Origin of the sequence: Collinsella sp. CM84Y_54, from assembly GCF_036317945.1 — a bacterium.
In the GTDB taxonomy this organism is placed as follows: domain Bacteria; phylum Actinomycetota; class Coriobacteriia; order Coriobacteriales; family Coriobacteriaceae; genus Collinsella.
In genome coordinates this window covers 147,051-164,792 of record NZ_JAWQCX010000004.1, presented here as the reverse complement: position 1 = coordinate 164,792, position 17,742 = coordinate 147,051, and the positions used below count along the sequence as shown (strand labels likewise).

Here is a 17,742-nt window from a genome sequence, read left to right as displayed (position 1 = left end):
GCGACCCCGCCGCTTCATGCCAACAGCACTGCCCATACAAGCAGACCGCCCGCCGTTTTTAGATGCGAAACGGCGGGTGGTCTATCTTTACGGCGCCAGAACACGGATGAGCGCGTCGATTACGGGCGTTCCATGTTGGGAACGATGCTGCCCTCGGTCACCGCATGCACGGCCAGGCGCATGATGTTGTCGTAGCCGGTCTTGCTCAGGATCTCCGAGATGCGGCGCTTGATGGTGCCCTCGCTCATAAACAGCTCGGCCGCGATCTCGCGGCGGCTTTTGCCCTCGCAGGCAAGGCGCAAAATCGACAGCTCGGCATCGTCGAGTGCCGCCGTACCAGAAAAAATACTCTCGGGCGGCTTGGGAAACGTGCAATAGCCCGCCAGCGTGGAGCGCATCACGGCGAACAGCTCGTCGATACCGACGTTCTTGTAAACAAAGCTATCGACGCCCGCCTCGCGGGCCTGATCGACAAAGGTGATCTCGGGCATGCCGGTCATGATAATGATGCGGCACTCGGGCAGCTGCTCCTTGATGCGCGCCGCCGCCACGATGCCGTTGGAATCATGCTCGGTGCATACGTCCATCAGTATCATGTCCGGACGCTCCTTGAGCGCGACACCCAAGGCCTCGGAGGCATCGGCGATGGCGGAAACAACGGTCATATCGGGCTGGTCGCCAACGGAGCGCGCCAGGCTCTCGCGCAGGATGGCCTGGTCTTCGACTATAAGGACGCGGATCATGAACTTCTCCTTTGGACCGTGGCGTTGGAGCTCAGCGGGATGGACGCCGCAAGCGTAAAGGGCTGGGCAGTATGGACCTCTAGGCTGCCACCCAGATCTTGCGCGACATGCCTCATACCTGGGATACCCGTTCCCTCGCGATACGATACGGGGGCCGGGGACCCGTCGTTAGAAATCGTCATGTGCGCGATGCCGTCAGCATCCGCCCCCTCCTGCCACAGGCGCACATGGACCCGATGCGCTTGCGCATGCTTGGTGGCATTGGTCGAGGCCTCGCGAATAATCTGCAAAAATGCGGCGGCGACACGCGCGTCCTCAGGCAGCGCACCCTCAACATCGATCTGCACACTCACCAGGCCAAAAGCATGGACGATATCACCCAGCTGCTCTGCAGGCTCGCTGGCACCGCCACTGCGCAAATCGGCGGCAATTGAGCGCAGCAACGGGTCAATCTGCTCGAGCGACTCGTCGTCCAGGCGCCCCTCCTCCAAATAGCGATGGAGAATGGACAGGCGCTGCCCGATCACATCGTGAACGCGGGCGCGCATACGTAGGTAGGCCACATTGTCGGCAACCTTTTTAACTTCTTCGATCTGGGCCTGGAGCTCTTGGCCCGCAAGCTCAAGCAGGTGGTTGGCTTGCGCCAGGCGGTCGTAGGCGTGTGCGTATTCCGTCACGTCCAGGCCGACGACGCGCTCGAACGGACGGCCCGAGACCGTAACGGAGTCACGCACGAACAGACGAATCTCGGAAGGAGAGATCTCGACCACGGCGCGATCCCTACCAAAGCGATCAAGGTCGATATGGGCGCGATTAGTGCTGCTTTCGGGCATTTGCATGCTAAGTTTGCGCAAGTCGTTCCATGTGTCGCTCATGTCACCTAGATCGGTGGGCATATGAAGTTCCACCAGGTTTTTGCGCATGCAGCGGTTCATGAGCAGCGGACGGCCCCTCGGGTCCAGATACAGGATGCCCACGGGAATCACGTTGATGGTCTCGATCGTCGAGAACGCGGTGATATCCTCCTGGCGGTTACGGACGTCCATCAAGAGCGCCGCGATGGAACGGAACAGGAAGAACGCTCCCTCTGCGATAAGGACAACGGTCCACGCCGAGCCCATGGCAAAAACCACCGGCGGTGTAACGGTGACAACAAGCAGCAGCTCGACCAGCATGACGGGGCGACGATAGTGCACCATAAGCACCACGCCATAGGCAAAGATTGCGGCATTGAGCCACAGCACTCCGCCCATTGCCCTGGCGCAAACGTCAAGCGGCGCCACCAGATACGAGCCAGACGACGCGAACAGGATAAGCGCCGAAACCACCAGGTGAAGCACGAGGCTCGCCTCGTAGGCGCAAATCACCTTACGGTTATAGGACGAGCGGCGCGATGCGATGAGCGGGACGTGGATCGTCTGCAGACACGCAGCCAGGGCAAAGACAACATCGAGCGCAACGATTTGGGGAAGAATGAGCGAAATCTGCATCGTCACTCACCCGCCCTCGGCATCAAGACGATCATGCGCAGCTGGCCGGGCTCGCCCTCAAGGCGGTATGCCACGTTGCGTCCTTGCAAAGCGCTTTCGAGCTCTTGCGCAGCGGGTGTCTGCGAAAGATCCTCCTCGTCGTTGGAGAAAAGCGTGGCACGCAACTCGACGCTGCACCGATCATGGTCACTCAGGTGATACATAAGCGCCGGATGATCGGTGGTGTAGGCAAAAAACGCAAAGTCATACACGCAGTCGTACAGGGCGCTTACCGTACTGGCGTGCATCGGGCGCCGTATGGCGATAATCGAGGCGCAATCGATATCGATGGTGCGCAGGTCGCTTGCGAGCTCGTTGGCAATGAGCTGAATACGGTCGCGGTCAAAACCGCTCTCCCCGTGCTGCGCCAACGTGAGCGACCCCTTGCGTTTGCAATAGGCGACGAGCATCTTGGCGCGCTGCAGCATGCGGTAGCGCTCGTGCGAAGATACTTCATCGGTCAACGGCGGCAGCGAGCTCAGCAGGTCGTACATCCCTTCGAGTGCGCGGGCAAGCGCCTGGTCCACGTCTTGGACCAGCAAGGTCTCGGCCTCTTGATCTGCCAAATGCGTCTTAAGGTCGTAGTCGGCGGCGAGTAGCTCGTTTTGACGCTGCAGCTCCATGCGACGATGTGCCAGTTCACGGTTAAGCTCGTTGAGCTCCGACACGTCTTGGGCAAGCAGGGCCGATCCGCCCAGCAGTGGAAAGGCACGGTACATCACATCGGGATCGGACGCCACGGCAAAGGCATGGGCGCGGCCGTGCTCCTGGGTCCGCAACTCCTCACGCACGCCTACCGGCATTGGCTTTGACACCGGCGTGGCATAGACCTCCTGCAGGTCGCGCGTTAGAACTTTGAGGTCGAGCGGCAAGGTGTCGAAGATGCCGGCGATGTCGTGATACGACGGAATGACACCGCAATCGAGACAGATTTCCATCGCCACCACGCACAGAATGCAATAGACGAGCGAAAAATTGAGCCTCCATGCCCAGGGCACACGCAACGCATACGAGATGGCAAAGAATGCGCCACCCAGCAGTACGAGCGCCGCCGTGCCCGAGAAACGCTGGATGCGAAAGGACGAGGACCGACCAACCAGGATAAAAAAGGCCACGAAGTCAAAGGCCGTCCACACGAGGACGGCGAAATAACCCCAGCCGTACGTGTAATCGTTGCTCCAGGTGTCGCTTGTACGGTCAAAGTGGAAGACCTGCTGGTGAAAATCGTTGGTGAGCACAAATCCGATAAGCAGGATGGCCGCAATCCACAGCGCAGCGCAGTAGCGGCGACCCAGGCGGTGTTGCTCCAGGCCCGCAAGGCGCAGGCCGCAGAGCTGATAGAGCAGCGGAATAAGCGTCATGGGCACGTAGTACAGGTACCACAGCACGGTGGCATAGAACGGCGTGAACGACTTGTACTTGAGAATGACCTCGATCATCCATAGGGCGCAGATGGCGGCGATGGCCACAAGGCGCCGACGCAGCACATAGTCCAAACAGCGCAGATAGACCGATACGCCCCAGATCGAAAATACAATTGCGGCGACAAGCAGCGGCAGAGAGCTCGAATGGACGAGCGCATCCACGACCTCTTCGGACACCTCGCTATAGGCGGGCACGGCGTTAGAAAGTTTGGGGTCGAAGGCGAACAGCGCCGGCAAGACTGCCAAAAGCATGAGGAACAGCGCGGTGATGGCGCCGGCGATAGCAAAGACGCGGTGACGGTACACCTGATGTGTTATGCCAACAAGGAATCGCGGCATGGCGAAGAGCCTGCCACCCCTGGGATCCGCAACCGGCGCGGTCCGGGCGGCCGCGTGGCCGATATGTCGCTCGCGGGTACCCATAGTCCCTTTAGTGTACCGACAGATGGGCCGAAAAAGCGGGCCGCATGTCCCAAAATCCGCAGACGGCAAGGCGCCCGGCGAACATCAACTGCTCGCCGGACGCCTTGGTTAGGAGACTCTGAGGTCGAGTATCTCAGCTTCCTTAGGACAGGTCCTCACCATTAGAAGCAATAACCTTCTTGTACCAGTCGAAGCTCTTCTTCTTGGAACGCTTGAGGGTGCCGTTGCCGGCGTCGTCGCGGTCCACATAGATAAAGCCGTAGCGCTTGGACATCTCGCCCGTGCCGGCAGACACCAGGTCGATCGGGCCCCAGGTGGTGTAGCCCAGCAGATCAACGCCGTCCTCGGTCACAGCATCACGCATCGCGGCAATATGCTGGCGCAGGTAGTCGATACGGTAGTCATCGTTGATGGAGCCATCCTCCTCGACAACATCCTTGGCGCCCAGACCGTTCTCGACTACAAACAGCGGCTTCTGATAACGGTCGTACAGGTCGTTAAGGGTGATGCGGAAGCCCAGCGGATCGATGGCCCAGCCCCACTGGCTCTCCTGCAGGTAGGGATTCCTGGCGCCGGCGAAGGCGTTGCCCTGGGTGCGCTCGACATCGGGGTTATCGGCACCGGCAGAGCAGCGGGTGCTGTAGTAGCTAAAGCTGATGAAGTCGACGGTGTTGGCGGCCAGGATCTCGCGGTCCTCGTCCGTCATGCCCACATCGATGCCCAAGCGCTCGAGCTTCTTGACGGCATAGGCAGGGTAGTAGCCGCGGCTCTGGACGTCGACGAAGAAGTAGTTGTCCTGGTTATCGAGCTGCGCCTGGCGCACATCGCCCGGACGGCAGCTGTAGGGATAGTAGCTACCTGCGGCGAGCATGCAGCCGATCTTGATCTCAGGATCGATCTCGTGAGCGATCTTGGTTGCCCAAGCGCTGGCGACGAGCTCGTTGTGGGCGGCCAGGTACTCGACGGCCTCCTTGTTCTCGCCCTCCTCAAAGACCAGACCGGCACCCATAAACGGCAGGTGCAAGATCATATTGATCTCGTTGAAGGTAAGCCAATACTTCACCAGACCCTTGTAGCGGGTGAAGATCGTGGTCGCGAGGTTCTTGTAGAAGTCGATGAGCTTGCGGTTGCGCCAGCCGCCGTACTCCTTGATGAGGTGAATCGGGCAGTCGAAGTGCGTGATGGTCACAAGCGGCTCGATGCCGTGCGCCTGACACTCGCGGAATACGTCCTCGTAGAAGGCCAGACCGGCCTCGTTGGGCTCGGCCTCGTCACCGTTGGGGAAGATGCGGGTCCACGCCAGACTCATGCGGAAGGTCTTAAAGCCCATCTCGGCAAAGAGAGCGATGTCCTCTTTGTAGTGGTGATAGAAATCGATGCCGGTCTGCGCAGGATAGTAATAGCCGTCCTCGAAGTCGAGCATCTTGCGCTGGCCGGAGACCACCGCATAGCGCTCGGGGCCGTGCGGAGCCACGTCCACGTTGGCAAGGCCGCGGCCGTCCACGTTGTAGGCGCCCTCGCACTGGTTGGCAGCCGTCGCGCCGCCCCACAGGAAGTCATTACGGAAAGCCATGCATCAATCCTTTCGCACGCTGTTGTCATAGGCTCAGTATCCCTGCAAACGGGGTACCGCTCAACGGCAACGGCGCAGGCCGATACTTCTTTTCGCGCGCAGGTGCCCGGCAGCCGCCCCGTCTGACACTTTTTGATACCCGCCTGTCCAAGCCGCCACAAAGGGGACAGGCACCTTTGTGGTGGCTTGGGCCCGGTTTGTCTCAATCTGTAACAGTTAGACAGCCAAAATCGGGCCTGGTGTTACAGATCGAGATTTTTCGGGCGGCCCTCTACGGTTTGTCTCGATCTGTAACAGGTAGAGACGATTTAGCCCGCTAGATGTTACAGATCGAGAAAGAAGGCTCTAGTCCACGGTGATGTCGAGGTTCTTGCCGATGAGGCCTACGTAGCCGCCTTCGGCTGCCTTGGGGCTGTCGGCGTGGCAGAGGACCCACTTGTCGACCTTCCAGTAGCAGTAGCTATCGCCGGCCGCGGGCATGTCGGATGCAGCCTCGGGGCGTGGGCCGTTGGTGCCCGCCGGCAGCGCCACCATCACCTGGAAGCCGCCGTCGTCGACCATGCAGGGCGTGTAGTGCAGCGTAGTGTTGAAGACCTCGACAACCGTACCCGCCGGCACGCGGAACGCCTTGACGCACGCGGTGTCGAGCTTGCCGTCCTCGATCTCCCAGCGATGCGCCACAAGCAGGATAAAGTCGCGAGCGCCCAGGTTGAATTCGCTGGCGCGATGATACTCCAGGCAGTTAAGTCGTGTATTGTGGCCGTTGCACCAGCCCAGCTGGAAGGGACGACCGCCAAACATGAGAAAGCCCAGTTTATCGGCATCCTTGACGCCCTCGAGCTCCGGCGCACTTGCTACGTACTTGCTGCCCTCGGGAATGGGCGTGGCAGAAAGCGCCTCGAGCACGGGCGACGTGAGCTCGGACGGAACGTCATCCCAAACGTTGCCATAGGGCTTGAACTCGGGATCATTGACAGAGTAGATATGCATGTTCACTCCTGTTCGTAAATGTGACTATACGAACATTCTAGAACAAACATGAGCGATTTTGAACGCTCGTCCCGACCAATAAACAAAAAGGCGCCCCCGCATAAGCGAAGGCGTCCAATGCGCGCGTTTTGGACGATAAAGCCCTTAAGCCTGCTGATAGTGCAGGTGCTTCTCATCGATATCGGCCAGGTCACGGTCGAGATAGCGGCGTGCGAGCCAGTTTGCCATGGGGAGGTTTTGGTCCAGGTAGTTGCCGCACTCCTCGGGAGCGGCACCGGGGACATCGCCCTCAAAGCCGGCGACAAACTCGAACAGCTCACGCACGAGCGGCAGAATCTCCTCGCTCGTCACCTCGCCAAACACGACGAGGTAAAAGCCCGTGCGGCAGCCCATGGGCCCAAAGTAGACAATACGGCTCGACCACTCGGCATGATTGCGAAGGAACGTCGCGCCCAGGTGCTCAATGGTGTGGCACTCGGCGGTGTTCATGACCGGCTCCTTGTTGGGCGTGGTCAGGCGCAGGTCAAACGTGGTGACGGCAGCACCGGTTGCCGGATCGCGGTCGATGCGGCTCACATACACGCCGGGCTCAAGCAGCAGATGGTCAACGGAAAAGCTCGCAATGCGCTCCATAGCAGATCCTCTCGGTAGTCAATTTGGGACGGGGCTCTTTTAGCTGGTACGAATGGTCGCACCAATCATACCAGTCAAAAAAGCCCCGTCCCAAATTGACTACCTGGGACGAGGACCAATGATTTTTTAATCCCCGTCCCAGAAAAACCATTCTAGGCTGTGTAGGCAATCGTTGATTTCACGGCGTGGCGCCAGCCGGCGATCTTTTTGGCGCGCTCGTCGGCGGTCATGGCAGGCTCCACGATGCCGCGGGCCCCATAGACGTCGACGACATCGCGCGTGTACATGCCCAGCGCAATGCCGCAGGCCCAGGCCGCACCCAGGCCGCTCATCTCGTCGTTGCTCGCGATGCGGATAGGCGAGCCAACCAAGTCGCTCTCAAACTGCATCAGGTACGCATCGCGCGTGGGACCACCGTCAACGCGAAGCTCGGACAGCACCGCGCCCGAATCCTCGACCATCGCATCGATCACGTCAAAGATCTGATAGGCGATCGACTCGTCGGCGGCCTTCACGAACTCCGCGCGACCCGTGGTACGCGTCATGCCAAAGACGCAGCCCTCGGCGTCACTCGCCCAGTGCGGCGCGCCCAAACCGGTAAACGCCGGCACAAAGTAGACGCGGCTCGCCGGATTGGCAGCGTAGCACAGGTCGGTAACTTCCTCGGGGTTATTGATGAGCTCCAGATCGTCGCGCAGCCACGTCTTGACAGCACCGGCGTAGCTCACGTTGCCCTCGAGCACGTACTCGGTCACGCCGTCCATACGCCATGCGAGCGAGCTCGAAAGCCCGTGCGAGCTGGCAACGAACTCGTCGCCGACGTTCATCATGACCGAGCTGCCGGTGCCATAGGTCGCCTTGGCCATACCGCGGCTGTGGCAGCCCTGCGCGAACAAGGCCGCGTGGCTGTCGCCCAGCACGCCGTGAATGGGCACGGGCGCTGGCAAAAAGCCGCCCAGATCCGTCATGCCGAACAGGCCATCGGAATCGGTCACCTGCGGCAGGCAGGCCACGTCGACGCCAAAGGCCTCGCACACCGGCTCGCTCCAGCAGCCACGGCGCAGGTCAAAGAGCTGCGTGCGGCTGGCATTGGACCAGTCGCAGCGAAACTCCGCGCCGCCCGTGAGCGTCCAGACCACCCAGGCATCGATGGTGCCCAGGCACAGCTCGCCTGCCGCCGCGGCCTCGGCAGCAGCGGGAACGTTCGCAAGGATCCAGGCCATCTTGCCCGCCGGATAGTAGGGCGAGAGCACCAGACCCGTCGTGTCGCGCACCAGCTCGGCCACACCCTCGCGCGCGGTCAACTCGTCGCACAGCTCGCGGGCGCGGGCGCACTGCCACACCACGGCGTCGCACAGCGGCTCGCCCGTCGTGCGGTTCCATGCAACGGTGGTCTCGCGCTGGTTGGAGATGCCGATGCCGGCGACGTCGGCCGGATTGACCCCGGTCTCCTCCACCACGGCACGCGCCACGGCCAGCACATTGGTGGCAATCTCGGCCGGATCATGGCTCACCCAGCCGGCTTCGTTGACAATCTGGCGATGCGAGCGGTCGGCACGATGAATCAGATGGCCGCCCTCGTCTACCAGCAGCGCCTTGGTGCCCTGCGTGGACTGATCGATTCCGATGATGTAGCGGCCCATGGCCACCCCTTTCAAAACGAATGTGACAAAGGGACGGTCCCTTTGTCACATTCCAGTTACTCTGTGGGCAGGAATTCGGCGACGGTCTGCGCGATTCCGGCACCCGTCAGGCCGTAGTGTGCAAAGACCTCGGGGCTCGTGCCGGTGATGACCGGCGCGTCGGGCAGGGAGAGGCACTTGACCGGACGCGGGCAATGCTCGCCCACAACCTGCGCGACCATAGAGCCCAAGCCGCCGAAGGGACTGTGCTCCTCGACAGTCACGACGGCGCGCGTGGCACCGGCAGCCTCAATCACGGCCTCGGCGTCAAGCGGCTTGACGCAGTACATGTCGAGCACCGTTGCCGAGATGCCCTGCTCGGCCAGCAGGTCGGCAGCGTCCACGGCATGGCGGACCATCTCGCCGGTAGCGACGAGCGTTACATCGGTGCCGCGGCGTACCCAGGTGGCGCGATCCATCTGGAACGGGCACTCGCCCTCGGCGTACACGTCCTCGACCGGGTTGCGGCCCACGCGGATGTAGGCCGGCTTGTTGTCGGCGACCAGGGCCCGCACGAGCTCGGCGGTCTGGAAGCGGTCGCTCGGCAGATACACGCGCATGTTGGGAATCGCGCTCATGGCGGCGATATCCTGCGCGGAGTGATGGCTCATGCCCAAGGCGCCGTAGGACACGCCGCCCGAGATGCCGATGAGCTTGACGTTGGTGTTGGAGTACGAGACGTCGACCTTGCACTGCTCATACGAGCGCGTGGTCACAAAGGACGCCGGCGAGGCGGCCCAGGCCTTCTTGCCGCACGAAGCCATGCCGGCGGCGATGCTCACCAGGTCCTGCTCGGCAATGCCGACCTCGACGGACTGCTGGGGATACTGATCAAAGAACGGCGTGAGCGATGCGGAGCCGCGGGAATCGGAGCACAGGACGACGATATCCTTATCGGTCTTCGCGGCCTCGAGCAGCGTGTCGCAGATAACCTTGCGATTGGCGATCTTGTTAGCCATTGATGGCCTCCTTATGGGCAGCGAAATCGGCGATGATCTGGGCATATTCCTCATCGTTAGGCAGGTGATGATGCCAGGCGGCCTTGTCCTCCATAACGGGCGAGCCGTAGCCCTTCACCGTGTTGAGGATGATGACCGTGGGCTTGCCGCAGGTCTCGGCCGCAAGCGTCAGCGCGGCGTCGATGGCCCGGACGTCGTTGCCCGGAATAGAGAGCACGTTCCAGCCGAAGGCGGCCCAGCGCTCCTCCTGCGAGTCCTGCTTCATAACGTCCTCGGTGCTGCCGCTGATCTGCAGGCGGTTGCGGTCCACGAGCGCGCACAGATTATCGAGCTGGTAGTTGCCGCCGCTCATGGCGCCCTCCCAGACCGAGCCCTCGGCAAGCTCACCATCGCCCATGATGGTGTAGACGCGGTAATCGCGGCCGTCCATCTTGCCGGCGAGCGCCATGCCCACGGCCACGGGCAGGCCGTGACCCAGCGAGCCCGAGTTCATTTCGATGCCCTTGAGCTTGTTGTTGGGGTGGCCGATGTAGGGGCTGCCGAACTTGGAGAAGCGGGCCTTGACGTCGTCGAGGTCAAGATAGCCCTCGTGGCAGAGCACCGCGTAGTAGGCCTCCATAGCGTGGCCCTTGGAAAGCACGAAGCGGTCGCGGTTGGGATCGTCGACGGTCTCGGGCGAAATGTTGAGGTGGTTGGCATAGAGGGTCATGAGGGCGTCGATCACCGACATGTCGCCGCCGATGTGGCCGCCGGCGCCAGCCATGATGATATCGACGCAATCGCGGCGAAGGTCCCAACGCAGGGACTCAAGCTCTTCGATAGTTGCCATTTCTACTCTCCTCGCAGGTAGGCTTTAACGTCTTCTTCGATGGGGTCGTACAGGTCGGGGGCAATGCCGATGTACTTGCACGCCTCGTAGAGCACCGGCACCACGTTGGCGTGAATAGCGACGCAGTGGTGGATGTAGGGGCCCTCGACGATCTTGGCTTCGAGGCGCTTGAGGTTGTCGACCTCGACCCACAGGTAGGTGCCCATGCCGGCCGGGCCGTCGATGCCGCGGGCGTTGCCCAGTAGCAGCGAGTACTCGCCGTTGTCACCGTCAAAGCGGGCAAGGGTGAGGTCGCCGTGCTTGGCCTCGGCCGTCAGCGCGCCGGGGTGATCGAAAGCCAGCGGGTAGGTGAGCTTGGGCTTGACGGCCGCGCAGCTGCAGGGCCAGGGGCCGCAATGCTGCAGCAGCTCGCCGTTCTCGTTATCGGGATGGCGCACGGTCCAGTCGGCGAACATGCCGCGGTGACGGCCCAGGTCGGCGGCCTCGACCATCAGCGCGGTGATGGCGCCGTGGATATCGGTCTCGCATACGATAGGAATGCCCATCTCGTTGAGGATGGCGTTGGCGGCGCAGGGCATAATGCCCAGCTCGTCCTGCAGAGCGTTCCAGCACTGAATGGCACCGGCGTTGCAGCCATACTTCTCGACCAAGCGCTTCATGGCGATGGCAAGACCGGCGACCGCGGGGACCTTGTCCTCGGGGATGCAGATCTCAAAGCTGTCGTTGATGTGGGCAAGCATGGCGGCCATGGCCTGCTCGTCGGCCTGGGCGTCGCGCACAGCCTGGACAAGTTCGGTCATGGGGATAGGCGAAAGCTGGATGTTGAACTTCTCGAGCAGCTCGCCCTCGTTGCACATGGTCGACCAGAAGTCGAATGGACGGGTGGCCATCTGCAGGATGCGGGTGTGCTTGAAGGTCTTGACCACGTTGCAAACGGCCAAAAAGTCCCAAACGCCGCGCTCGAACTCGGGGTCGGTCAGGCGGCAGTTGGTCATGTAGGTGAAGGGAACCTGGAAGCGGCGCAGGACCTTGCCGGTGGCGAACAGGCCGCACTGGCTATCGCGCAGGCGTGTGCCGTCGGGCTCGGGGCGCTCGTCGCGCGGACCCCACAGCAGTACGGGTAGACCGAGCTCGCGGGCAAGGCGAGCGCAAACGTACTCGGTGCCAAAGTTGGCGTGGCACAGCATAATGCCATCGACGCCCTCGGCGCGGAACTTCTTCACGATAGGCTCGATATGGCTGTCGTCGAACAGCAGGCCCTCGTCATTGATGTCGTCGATATCCACGATGTCGACGCCGATCTCGCGCAGGCGATCAGCCGTCAGGCCGCGATACTTGATTGCGTCCGGCGCGCTAAAGATACTGCGGCGCGTGGGCACAAAGCCGAGCTTGATCTTGTCCATGTACGTCCTCCCCTAATCACATGTTCAGTAAACAGACGCATGTTTCGTTTTGTTCTGTTTACTAAATGTTTTACTCTACTGTTTAGAAGTTTAACGCGAAATACCCGTAGACGGTAGAGAAATCAGCCTAAACGGTATGTAAACAAACTGAACATACAAGGGCATCAAAAAGAGGGCCCCGAAGGACCCTCTCTTAGTAGCGTTATGTATGGCTGCCTTAGCGAGCTTTGCCTCCCTACGGCCTAGCGTTGCCTTTGCCTAGATTTCGCGCACGCTCTGGCGCTCGACAAAATAGGTCGAGACGGCCGTTTTGCAGGTATAGCTCTTGGGATTGCGGATGTTGCCCACCAGACGGCGCACCGCGATCTCGCCCACCTCGTGCTTGGGAACATGCACCGTGGTGAGTGGCGGGTTGGAGAAGGCGCCCACGGAAAGATCGTCGAAGCCAATCATCGAGACATCTTCGGGCACGCGAATGCCATGCTCGCTCAACGCACGCATAGCACCCACGGCGAGGACGTCGTTCTCGGCAAAGAAAGCCGTCGGCAGTTCATCATGCGAAACGGTATCGAGCCATGCGCCCATGTCGCGATAGGCGCCCTCGAGCGTGGTGCCCAGCGTGACGCGCCATGTCGGATTGGCCTCAAGGCCTGCATCTTCAAGCGCTTGGCGATAGCCGCGCTCGCGATCCTTGAAATTGCGGATGCGCAGGTCGCCTGCCAGGTAGCCGATTTGCTTGTGGCCCTTCTCGATAAGGTAATCCACGGCACGCAGCACCGAATCGGTATTGGCAATGACTACAGCATCAAAGTACTGGCGATCGCTCCAGCCGTCGAGCACAATCAGGTGGGCGGCAGCGTCGGCGAACAGGGCGTAGTCCTCCTCGCCCAGCTCGGTACCCATCAGCACGATGGCGGCCGACGGGTCGGCGATCAGGCCCTCGACCTGCGGGCGCACGGCGTCCAGGTCGCTAAAGTCGAGCGAGACAAAGCTCGTGCTCATGCCGTGGCGACGCGCCTGGCGCTCCACGCCCTCGATGACCGCGGGATGGAAGGTGCTCTCGTCCAGGATGGCGCCCGTCTTGCGCGCAAGCACAAACTGGATGCTCTCGAGCTGCGTCGACTGCTGATAGCCAAGCGACTGCGCGCACTCCAGGATGACCTTGGCGGTCTCCTCGCTCACGCTGCGCTTGCGGTTGAGCGCGTTGGACACGGTTGCGGGCGAAAAGCCGGTAATGCGGCTGATCTCGCGGACGCTTGCTTTAGCCATCGTTCCCCCTAGCATCGGTCGCGGCCGAGCATCGTGGCTTGACCGCCCCGTGGCTCGGCAACTAAACGACCGCAAATTCAATCTAAACAGAATAGTAAATGTTTAATAGCTAGTTTAGCCTGTTGTCAAGCGAAGTGGCACGACTATTCCCCCAACGGGCGCATTTGTCCATCTTAACGTTATTACGCAAGGTCTTCGCCATTGCTTGCTATTACGCGTCGGTACCATTCGAAGCTTTTCTTTTTACGTCTCTCAAACGAGCCCGCACCGCTATCGTCTCGATCGACATAGATAAACCCGTAGCGCTTACGCATCTGTCCTGTGGCGACCGAAACCAAATCGATCGGGCCCCAACAGGTATATCCCATGAGTTCCACCCCGTCGAGCTCGACGGTCTCCCTCATCGCCTCGATGTGGGCCCGCAGGTATTCAACTCGATAGTCGTCTTCTATTTCACCCGAATCTTCCGGCACATCAGGAGCACCCAAACCGTTTTCGACGATGAACAGCGGCTTTTGATAGCGATCCCAGATTTCATTCATGGTGACGCGCAGCCCTTTGGGGTCGATAAACCTCCCCCAAGGCTCCTGTTTTAGATACGGATTAGGCGCCGAGCGAAGAAGGTTCGAATCGAACTGACCTTCCGCATGCGCTTTTGCGACGCGCGTCGAGTAATACGAAAACGAGACGAAATCGACCAGGTTTGCAGCCAGTACTTCGCGGTCATCATCCCGATAGGGCACCTCAAAACCATGGCGGGCGTATTCCTTGAGAACATAGCTCGGGTACGCACCGCGCACCTGGACGTCGGTAAACATGTAATGGCTGCGATTCTCAGCCTGCGCAGCCAGCACATCGTCCGGATCACATGTAGCCGGATAGAAGACACCTGCGTTGAGCATGCAACCGATCTTCGCCCCAGGGCACAGTTCATGACACGCCCCGACCGCACGGGCGCTCGCAACCAATACATGGTGCACGGCCGTGTGAACCGTTGCATAGCGATTCTCCCCTTGCTCGAAGATGATCCCCGCCGCCATAAAGCACGCCTGCGTCATGATGTTGATCTCGTTAAAGGTCAGCCAATAATTGACCAATCCCCGATAGCGCTCGAACACGGTACGCGAATATCGCTCGAACAGGTCGACCAACCTGCGATCGCGCCATCCGCCATACGCATCGACGAGATGCATGGGGACATCATAGTGGTTGAGCGTCACCAAAGGCTCAATGTCATGCGCGCGACACGTCCTAAAAACATCCTCGTAAAAGGCAAGGCCTTCTTCATTGGGCTCGGCTTCGTCTCCTTTGGGAAAAATGCGGCTCCAGGCGATTGATAAGCGCAGGCATTTAAAACCCATCTGGGCAAACAGTTCAATATCCTGCTTGTACCTATGGTAAAAATCAATGCCCTTGCGAGCGGGATAGAAGCTGTCGGGTGCCAACGCACGCGGATCAAGGTCTCCCCGCATGACGTCCATGCGTTGATCGCCAAACGGCAGCATGTCGGAATTGGCTAAACCGCGACCGCCTTCGTTCCATCCTCCCTCGCACTGGTTTGCAGCCAGAGCCCCGCCCCATAAAAAATCTTCTCTAAACATTATGGTGTCGTCCTTTCTATCAAATTCCCGGCCCACACTGTCGAACGCAACGGACTCGGCAAGTGCCGCGCAACAGCACAGTACCGTTGCGCGGCCAAGGGGTCGGACCGCGCAACGGCTGGGGAGCATATTTGTGTAGTAGCCTCTTATGCCTCGACGGATTCAACGGCCTCAGAATCGCCGCTCTTGGACTTCAACGGCATCTTCTCCTGTCCTTCAAATCCAAAAATCATCGCCAACGCAAACGTCACGGCACCGCCAGCAAGACACCCGATGGTGCCAGGGATGATATCCTGAGCAAACATGAGCACGTTCATCCATGGGAAACCAACGCCAGTGAAGATATAGACGTTGGCATGAAGAAGGCTTACCAGCAGACCACCGACAGCACCACCAATCATGTTCCAGGCAAGAGCCTTCTTGTCGCGAAACAGGATGCCGTAGATGATGGGCTCACTCACGCGACCGAAGGCATAGGTGATGAACAAGTTCCAGCCCGTGGCTCGACTCTCCTTGCCCTTAGCGCGCAGGCCATAGGCGAGCGCGATGGCAAGCGTGGTGTAGGCTACAACCGCGGTGCCGGGGTATAAGATGGCGTCGTAACCGTTCTGGAGCGCGGCGGGCAATATGGCGGTATAGATCGGCACGTGCATGCCGGTGGCGATGATCAGATTCCAGAATGCGCCGATAACCGCGGTCGCAGCGGGACCGGCAACAGAGGCGAGCCAAATGATGAAATCGGCCACAAGGCCCATGACAAATTGGACGGCAGGGCCGCAGAGGCACAGCGCGACCGGCAACATCACGAGCACCGTACCCACGGGTACGATCAGAATGCGCAACATATCAGGCGAGATCTTCTTAAAGAAGCGCTCAACATAGGACTGGGCCCAGGTGATCAAGATGACCGGAAGAACAGCCTGGGTGTAGTTGACGAGCTGCATGGGGATGCCGAAGACGCTGAAAGGCTTTCCGTCCTCAACAATAGCGAGCATGTCGGGATAAATCATCACAACAGCGATGAGCAGTGCCAGCACAGGACTCGTTTTGAACTTCTTAGCCGAGCTATAGGCGGCAAACACCGGGAAGTAGTAATACGCCGCATCGCCCACCAGGGAAAGGATCCGATACAGGTCGCTCGTTTCGGACATAAAACCGGCGCCTTCGGGCCCAAACAGAATAACGAGCATCTTGAAGATACCGGCGACACAAAAGATCGGAAGGATCGGGGTGATAGCGCCGCTCACGGCATCGAGCAGCTGATTGAAGAGGTGCTTGGGCGCCAAGCGCTCCTTCCAGCTAAGCTGAGGGCCATCGAGTTCCTCGTCAATCGATACCGTGACCTCGAATCCGCCCTGCTTACAAACCTCGTCGTAGACCTTGTCGACCGTGGGCCCGACCACCAGCTGCACCTGCCCTCCGGCGTGCACGACGCTGATGATAGACGAGATGTCCTCAAGCTTCTCATCATTCGAGAGGCTTTCATCCTTGAGGTTGAAGCGCAGGCGCGTCATGCAATGCGTAACCGAAGCCACGTTTTCCGCCCCGCCCACAGTGGAGAGAATCTGCTCTGCCACCTTTTTGTAATTTGCCATCATTGGCTCCTTTGCACAATCTTGGCTTACTGTTCGAATCGGCAAAGGTCATGCCCCGAATGGCTACGGGTTACAATCCTTTTTTGGAGATGATCCGGTTGAGATGGATCATCAGATAGAGTTCCTCCTCCTCGGAGAGCGTGGCGTCCCACGTTTCACGACAATAGGAACCGATATGCTTCACGCACTCTGCCAACTGCGGAAACTCCTCACGAAAGTTCTTGTACATCTGCATGTTGGCGCTGTTCAGCGACTCGCCGGCTTGAATGCGCTTGAACAGGTACCGCAGATGCGTGGCGAAGCGGGTGAAATCGTAGGAATCGCGGTCGACAATAATGCGGAAATCGCTTTCGAGAATCTCGATAACGTCCTCGAGCATATCGTCGAACTGCTTTGCGGGCTCGGCCGTGGCTTTGACGGCTTCAACAACCCGTGCGTTCACGAGATTCATCGCAATACTGGCAATCTCATCCTTGGGAAGCCGCTCTCCGAGCTCCTTCTCGAGTCGCATGACGATAAACTGGGCAGCCTTGTATTCCTTCGGATACGTCTCCCGCACTTCATAGGCAAGAGGCATCGCGATGCGGACCCCCTTTTGGGCTCGCGCAACGGCAAACGACAGGTGATCAGCCATGAACAGCGTCGCATTGGTCGAGAGGTCGTAGGGCAGTTCGTTGGCAACGATGTCCATAACTTTCGCCGCAAACATCACGATATCCGAGGGAAGATCCCTCATGACATCTTGTCCTTTAGGATCAATGTCGTAAAACGTATGCTCGATTTTAGAAAGAGGGAGCTCTCGAGGAAAATCTCCGCCGAAACCGACGCCCCTGCCCATGGCGATGACATCTCGCCCCTGTCCGTCACGGCAAAGAACCGCGTTGTTGTTAAGCTTTTTAATTGCAAGCATGGTGAACCTCCTTTCAAGAACACTCACAGAAAAAGGCATGATAGCCAATAGCAGTGCTATTGCGGTCATGCCTTACGTAACAATCCGTGTTGTATTGCTCTTGGGCATGCCTCCACACAGGAGTAACAATCCAAGATGCAGAATGCATTATAGCGCTCTCCCCGCCCCGGGGACCATCG

The 17,742-nt window shown here is 59.8% G+C and carries 14 protein-coding genes; all 14 read right to left on the bottom strand.

The genetic code is table 11. From position 1 onward, the window contains the following. Positions 1-119: 119 nt before the first annotated feature. On the bottom strand, positions 120-743 hold the full coding sequence (locus tag V2391_RS07735) for a response regulator transcription factor (RefSeq protein WP_329738864.1): 624 nt from the start codon (positions 741-743) through the stop codon (positions 120-122). Then, a complete protein-coding gene (locus V2391_RS07730; protein ID WP_329738863.1) occupies positions 740-2,239 on the bottom strand; it encodes a sensor histidine kinase in 1,500 nt (499 codons plus the stop codon). Before V2391_RS07730 ends, V2391_RS07735 begins: the two co-directional genes overlap by 4 nt. Further along, entirely contained in the window at positions 2,236-4,035 is a 1,800-nt protein-coding gene (locus V2391_RS07725; RefSeq protein WP_329738862.1) for a histidine kinase N-terminal 7TM domain-containing protein, read from the bottom strand. Before V2391_RS07725 ends, V2391_RS07730 begins: the two co-directional genes overlap by 4 nt. Before the next feature lie 226 nt (positions 4,036-4,261). Next, the gene (locus tag V2391_RS07720; protein ID WP_329738861.1) at positions 4,262-5,692 is read right to left on the bottom strand and encodes a 6-phospho-beta-glucosidase; all 1,431 of its coding nucleotides are present in this window, start codon (positions 5,690-5,692) and stop codon (positions 4,262-4,264) included. Between the two features lie 345 nt (positions 5,693-6,037). Continuing rightward, entirely contained in the window at positions 6,038-6,682 is a 645-nt protein-coding gene (locus tag V2391_RS07715) for a DUF4867 family protein (protein ID WP_329738860.1), read from the bottom strand. A gap of 144 nt (positions 6,683-6,826) precedes the next feature. Next, positions 6,827-7,315, bottom strand: a complete 489-nt coding sequence (locus V2391_RS07710; protein ID WP_117770240.1) for an S-ribosylhomocysteine lyase — start codon at positions 7,313-7,315, stop codon at positions 6,827-6,829. A gap of 152 nt (positions 7,316-7,467) precedes the next feature. Further along, positions 7,468-8,958, bottom strand: a complete 1,491-nt coding sequence (locus V2391_RS07705) for an FGGY family carbohydrate kinase (RefSeq protein ID WP_329738859.1) — start codon at positions 8,956-8,958, stop codon at positions 7,468-7,470. A 56-nt stretch (positions 8,959-9,014) separates the two neighbouring features. Next, a complete protein-coding gene (locus tag V2391_RS07700; protein ID WP_329738858.1) occupies positions 9,015-9,956 on the bottom strand; it encodes a transketolase family protein in 942 nt (313 codons plus the stop codon). Continuing rightward, complete coding sequence (locus V2391_RS07695) at positions 9,949-10,785, bottom strand: transketolase (RefSeq protein ID WP_199576976.1); 837 nt, start codon at positions 10,783-10,785, stop codon at positions 9,949-9,951. The genes V2391_RS07700 and V2391_RS07695 overlap by 8 nt, the downstream gene beginning before the upstream one ends. 2 nt (positions 10,786-10,787) lie before the next feature. Then, positions 10,788-12,188: an L-fucose/L-arabinose isomerase family protein gene (locus V2391_RS07690; protein ID WP_195535695.1), complete on the bottom strand. Its 1,401-nt coding sequence runs from the start codon at positions 12,186-12,188 to the stop codon at positions 10,788-10,790. 258 nt (positions 12,189-12,446) lie between these two features. Further along, positions 12,447-13,457, bottom strand: coding sequence for a LacI family DNA-binding transcriptional regulator (locus V2391_RS07685; RefSeq protein WP_329738857.1), 1,011 nt, complete (start codon positions 13,455-13,457; stop codon positions 12,447-12,449). Positions 13,458-13,639: 182 nt separating this feature from the next. Next, positions 13,640-15,058: a 6-phospho-beta-glucosidase gene (locus tag V2391_RS07680; protein WP_164473267.1), complete on the bottom strand. Its 1,419-nt coding sequence runs from the start codon at positions 15,056-15,058 to the stop codon at positions 13,640-13,642. A 146-nt stretch (positions 15,059-15,204) separates the two neighbouring features. Next, entirely contained in the window at positions 15,205-16,653 is a 1,449-nt protein-coding gene (locus V2391_RS07675; RefSeq protein ID WP_271740368.1) for a PTS transporter subunit EIIC, read from the bottom strand. 70 nt (positions 16,654-16,723) lie between these two features. After that, entirely contained in the window at positions 16,724-17,563 is an 840-nt protein-coding gene (locus tag V2391_RS07670) for a PRD domain-containing protein (RefSeq protein ID WP_329738856.1), read from the bottom strand. Positions 17,564-17,742: the final 179 nt, after the last annotated feature.

What these genes read in the sequence shown, in the direction of transcription:
- V2391_RS07735 (WP_329738864.1), bottom strand. Translation starts at nt 743, where the DNA reads ATGATCCGCGTCCTTATAGTCGAAGACCAGGCCATCCTGCGCGAGAGC.
- V2391_RS07725 (WP_329738862.1), bottom strand. Translation starts at nt 4,035, where the DNA reads ATGCCGCGATTCCTTGTTGGCATAACACATCAGGTGTACCGTCACCGC.
- V2391_RS07720 (WP_329738861.1), bottom strand. Translation starts at nt 5,692, where the DNA reads ATGGCTTTCCGTAATGACTTCCTGTGGGGCGGCGCGACGGCTGCCAAC.
- V2391_RS07715 (WP_329738860.1), bottom strand. Translation starts at nt 6,682, where the DNA reads ATGCATATCTACTCTGTCAATGATCCCGAGTTCAAGCCCTATGGCAAC.
- V2391_RS07710 (WP_117770240.1), bottom strand. Translation starts at nt 7,315, where the DNA reads ATGGAGCGCATTGCGAGCTTTTCCGTTGACCATCTGCTGCTTGAGCCC.
- V2391_RS07705 (WP_329738859.1), bottom strand. Translation starts at nt 8,958, where the DNA reads ATGGGCCGCTACATCATCGGAATCGATCAGTCCACGCAGGGCACCAAG.
- V2391_RS07700 (WP_329738858.1), bottom strand. Translation starts at nt 9,956, where the DNA reads ATGGCTAACAAGATCGCCAATCGCAAGGTTATCTGCGACACGCTGCTC.
- V2391_RS07695 (WP_199576976.1), bottom strand. Translation starts at nt 10,785, where the DNA reads ATGGCAACTATCGAAGAGCTTGAGTCCCTGCGTTGGGACCTTCGCCGC.
- V2391_RS07690 (WP_195535695.1), bottom strand. Translation starts at nt 12,188, where the DNA reads ATGGACAAGATCAAGCTCGGCTTTGTGCCCACGCGCCGCAGTATCTTT.
- V2391_RS07685 (WP_329738857.1), bottom strand. Translation starts at nt 13,457, where the DNA reads ATGGCTAAAGCAAGCGTCCGCGAGATCAGCCGCATTACCGGCTTTTCG.
- V2391_RS07680 (WP_164473267.1), bottom strand. Translation starts at nt 15,058, where the DNA reads ATGTTTAGAGAAGATTTTTTATGGGGCGGGGCTCTGGCTGCAAACCAG.
- V2391_RS07675 (WP_271740368.1), bottom strand. Translation starts at nt 16,653, where the DNA reads ATGGCAAATTACAAAAAGGTGGCAGAGCAGATTCTCTCCACTGTGGGC.
- V2391_RS07670 (WP_329738856.1), bottom strand. Translation starts at nt 17,563, where the DNA reads ATGCTTGCAATTAAAAAGCTTAACAACAACGCGGTTCTTTGCCGTGAC.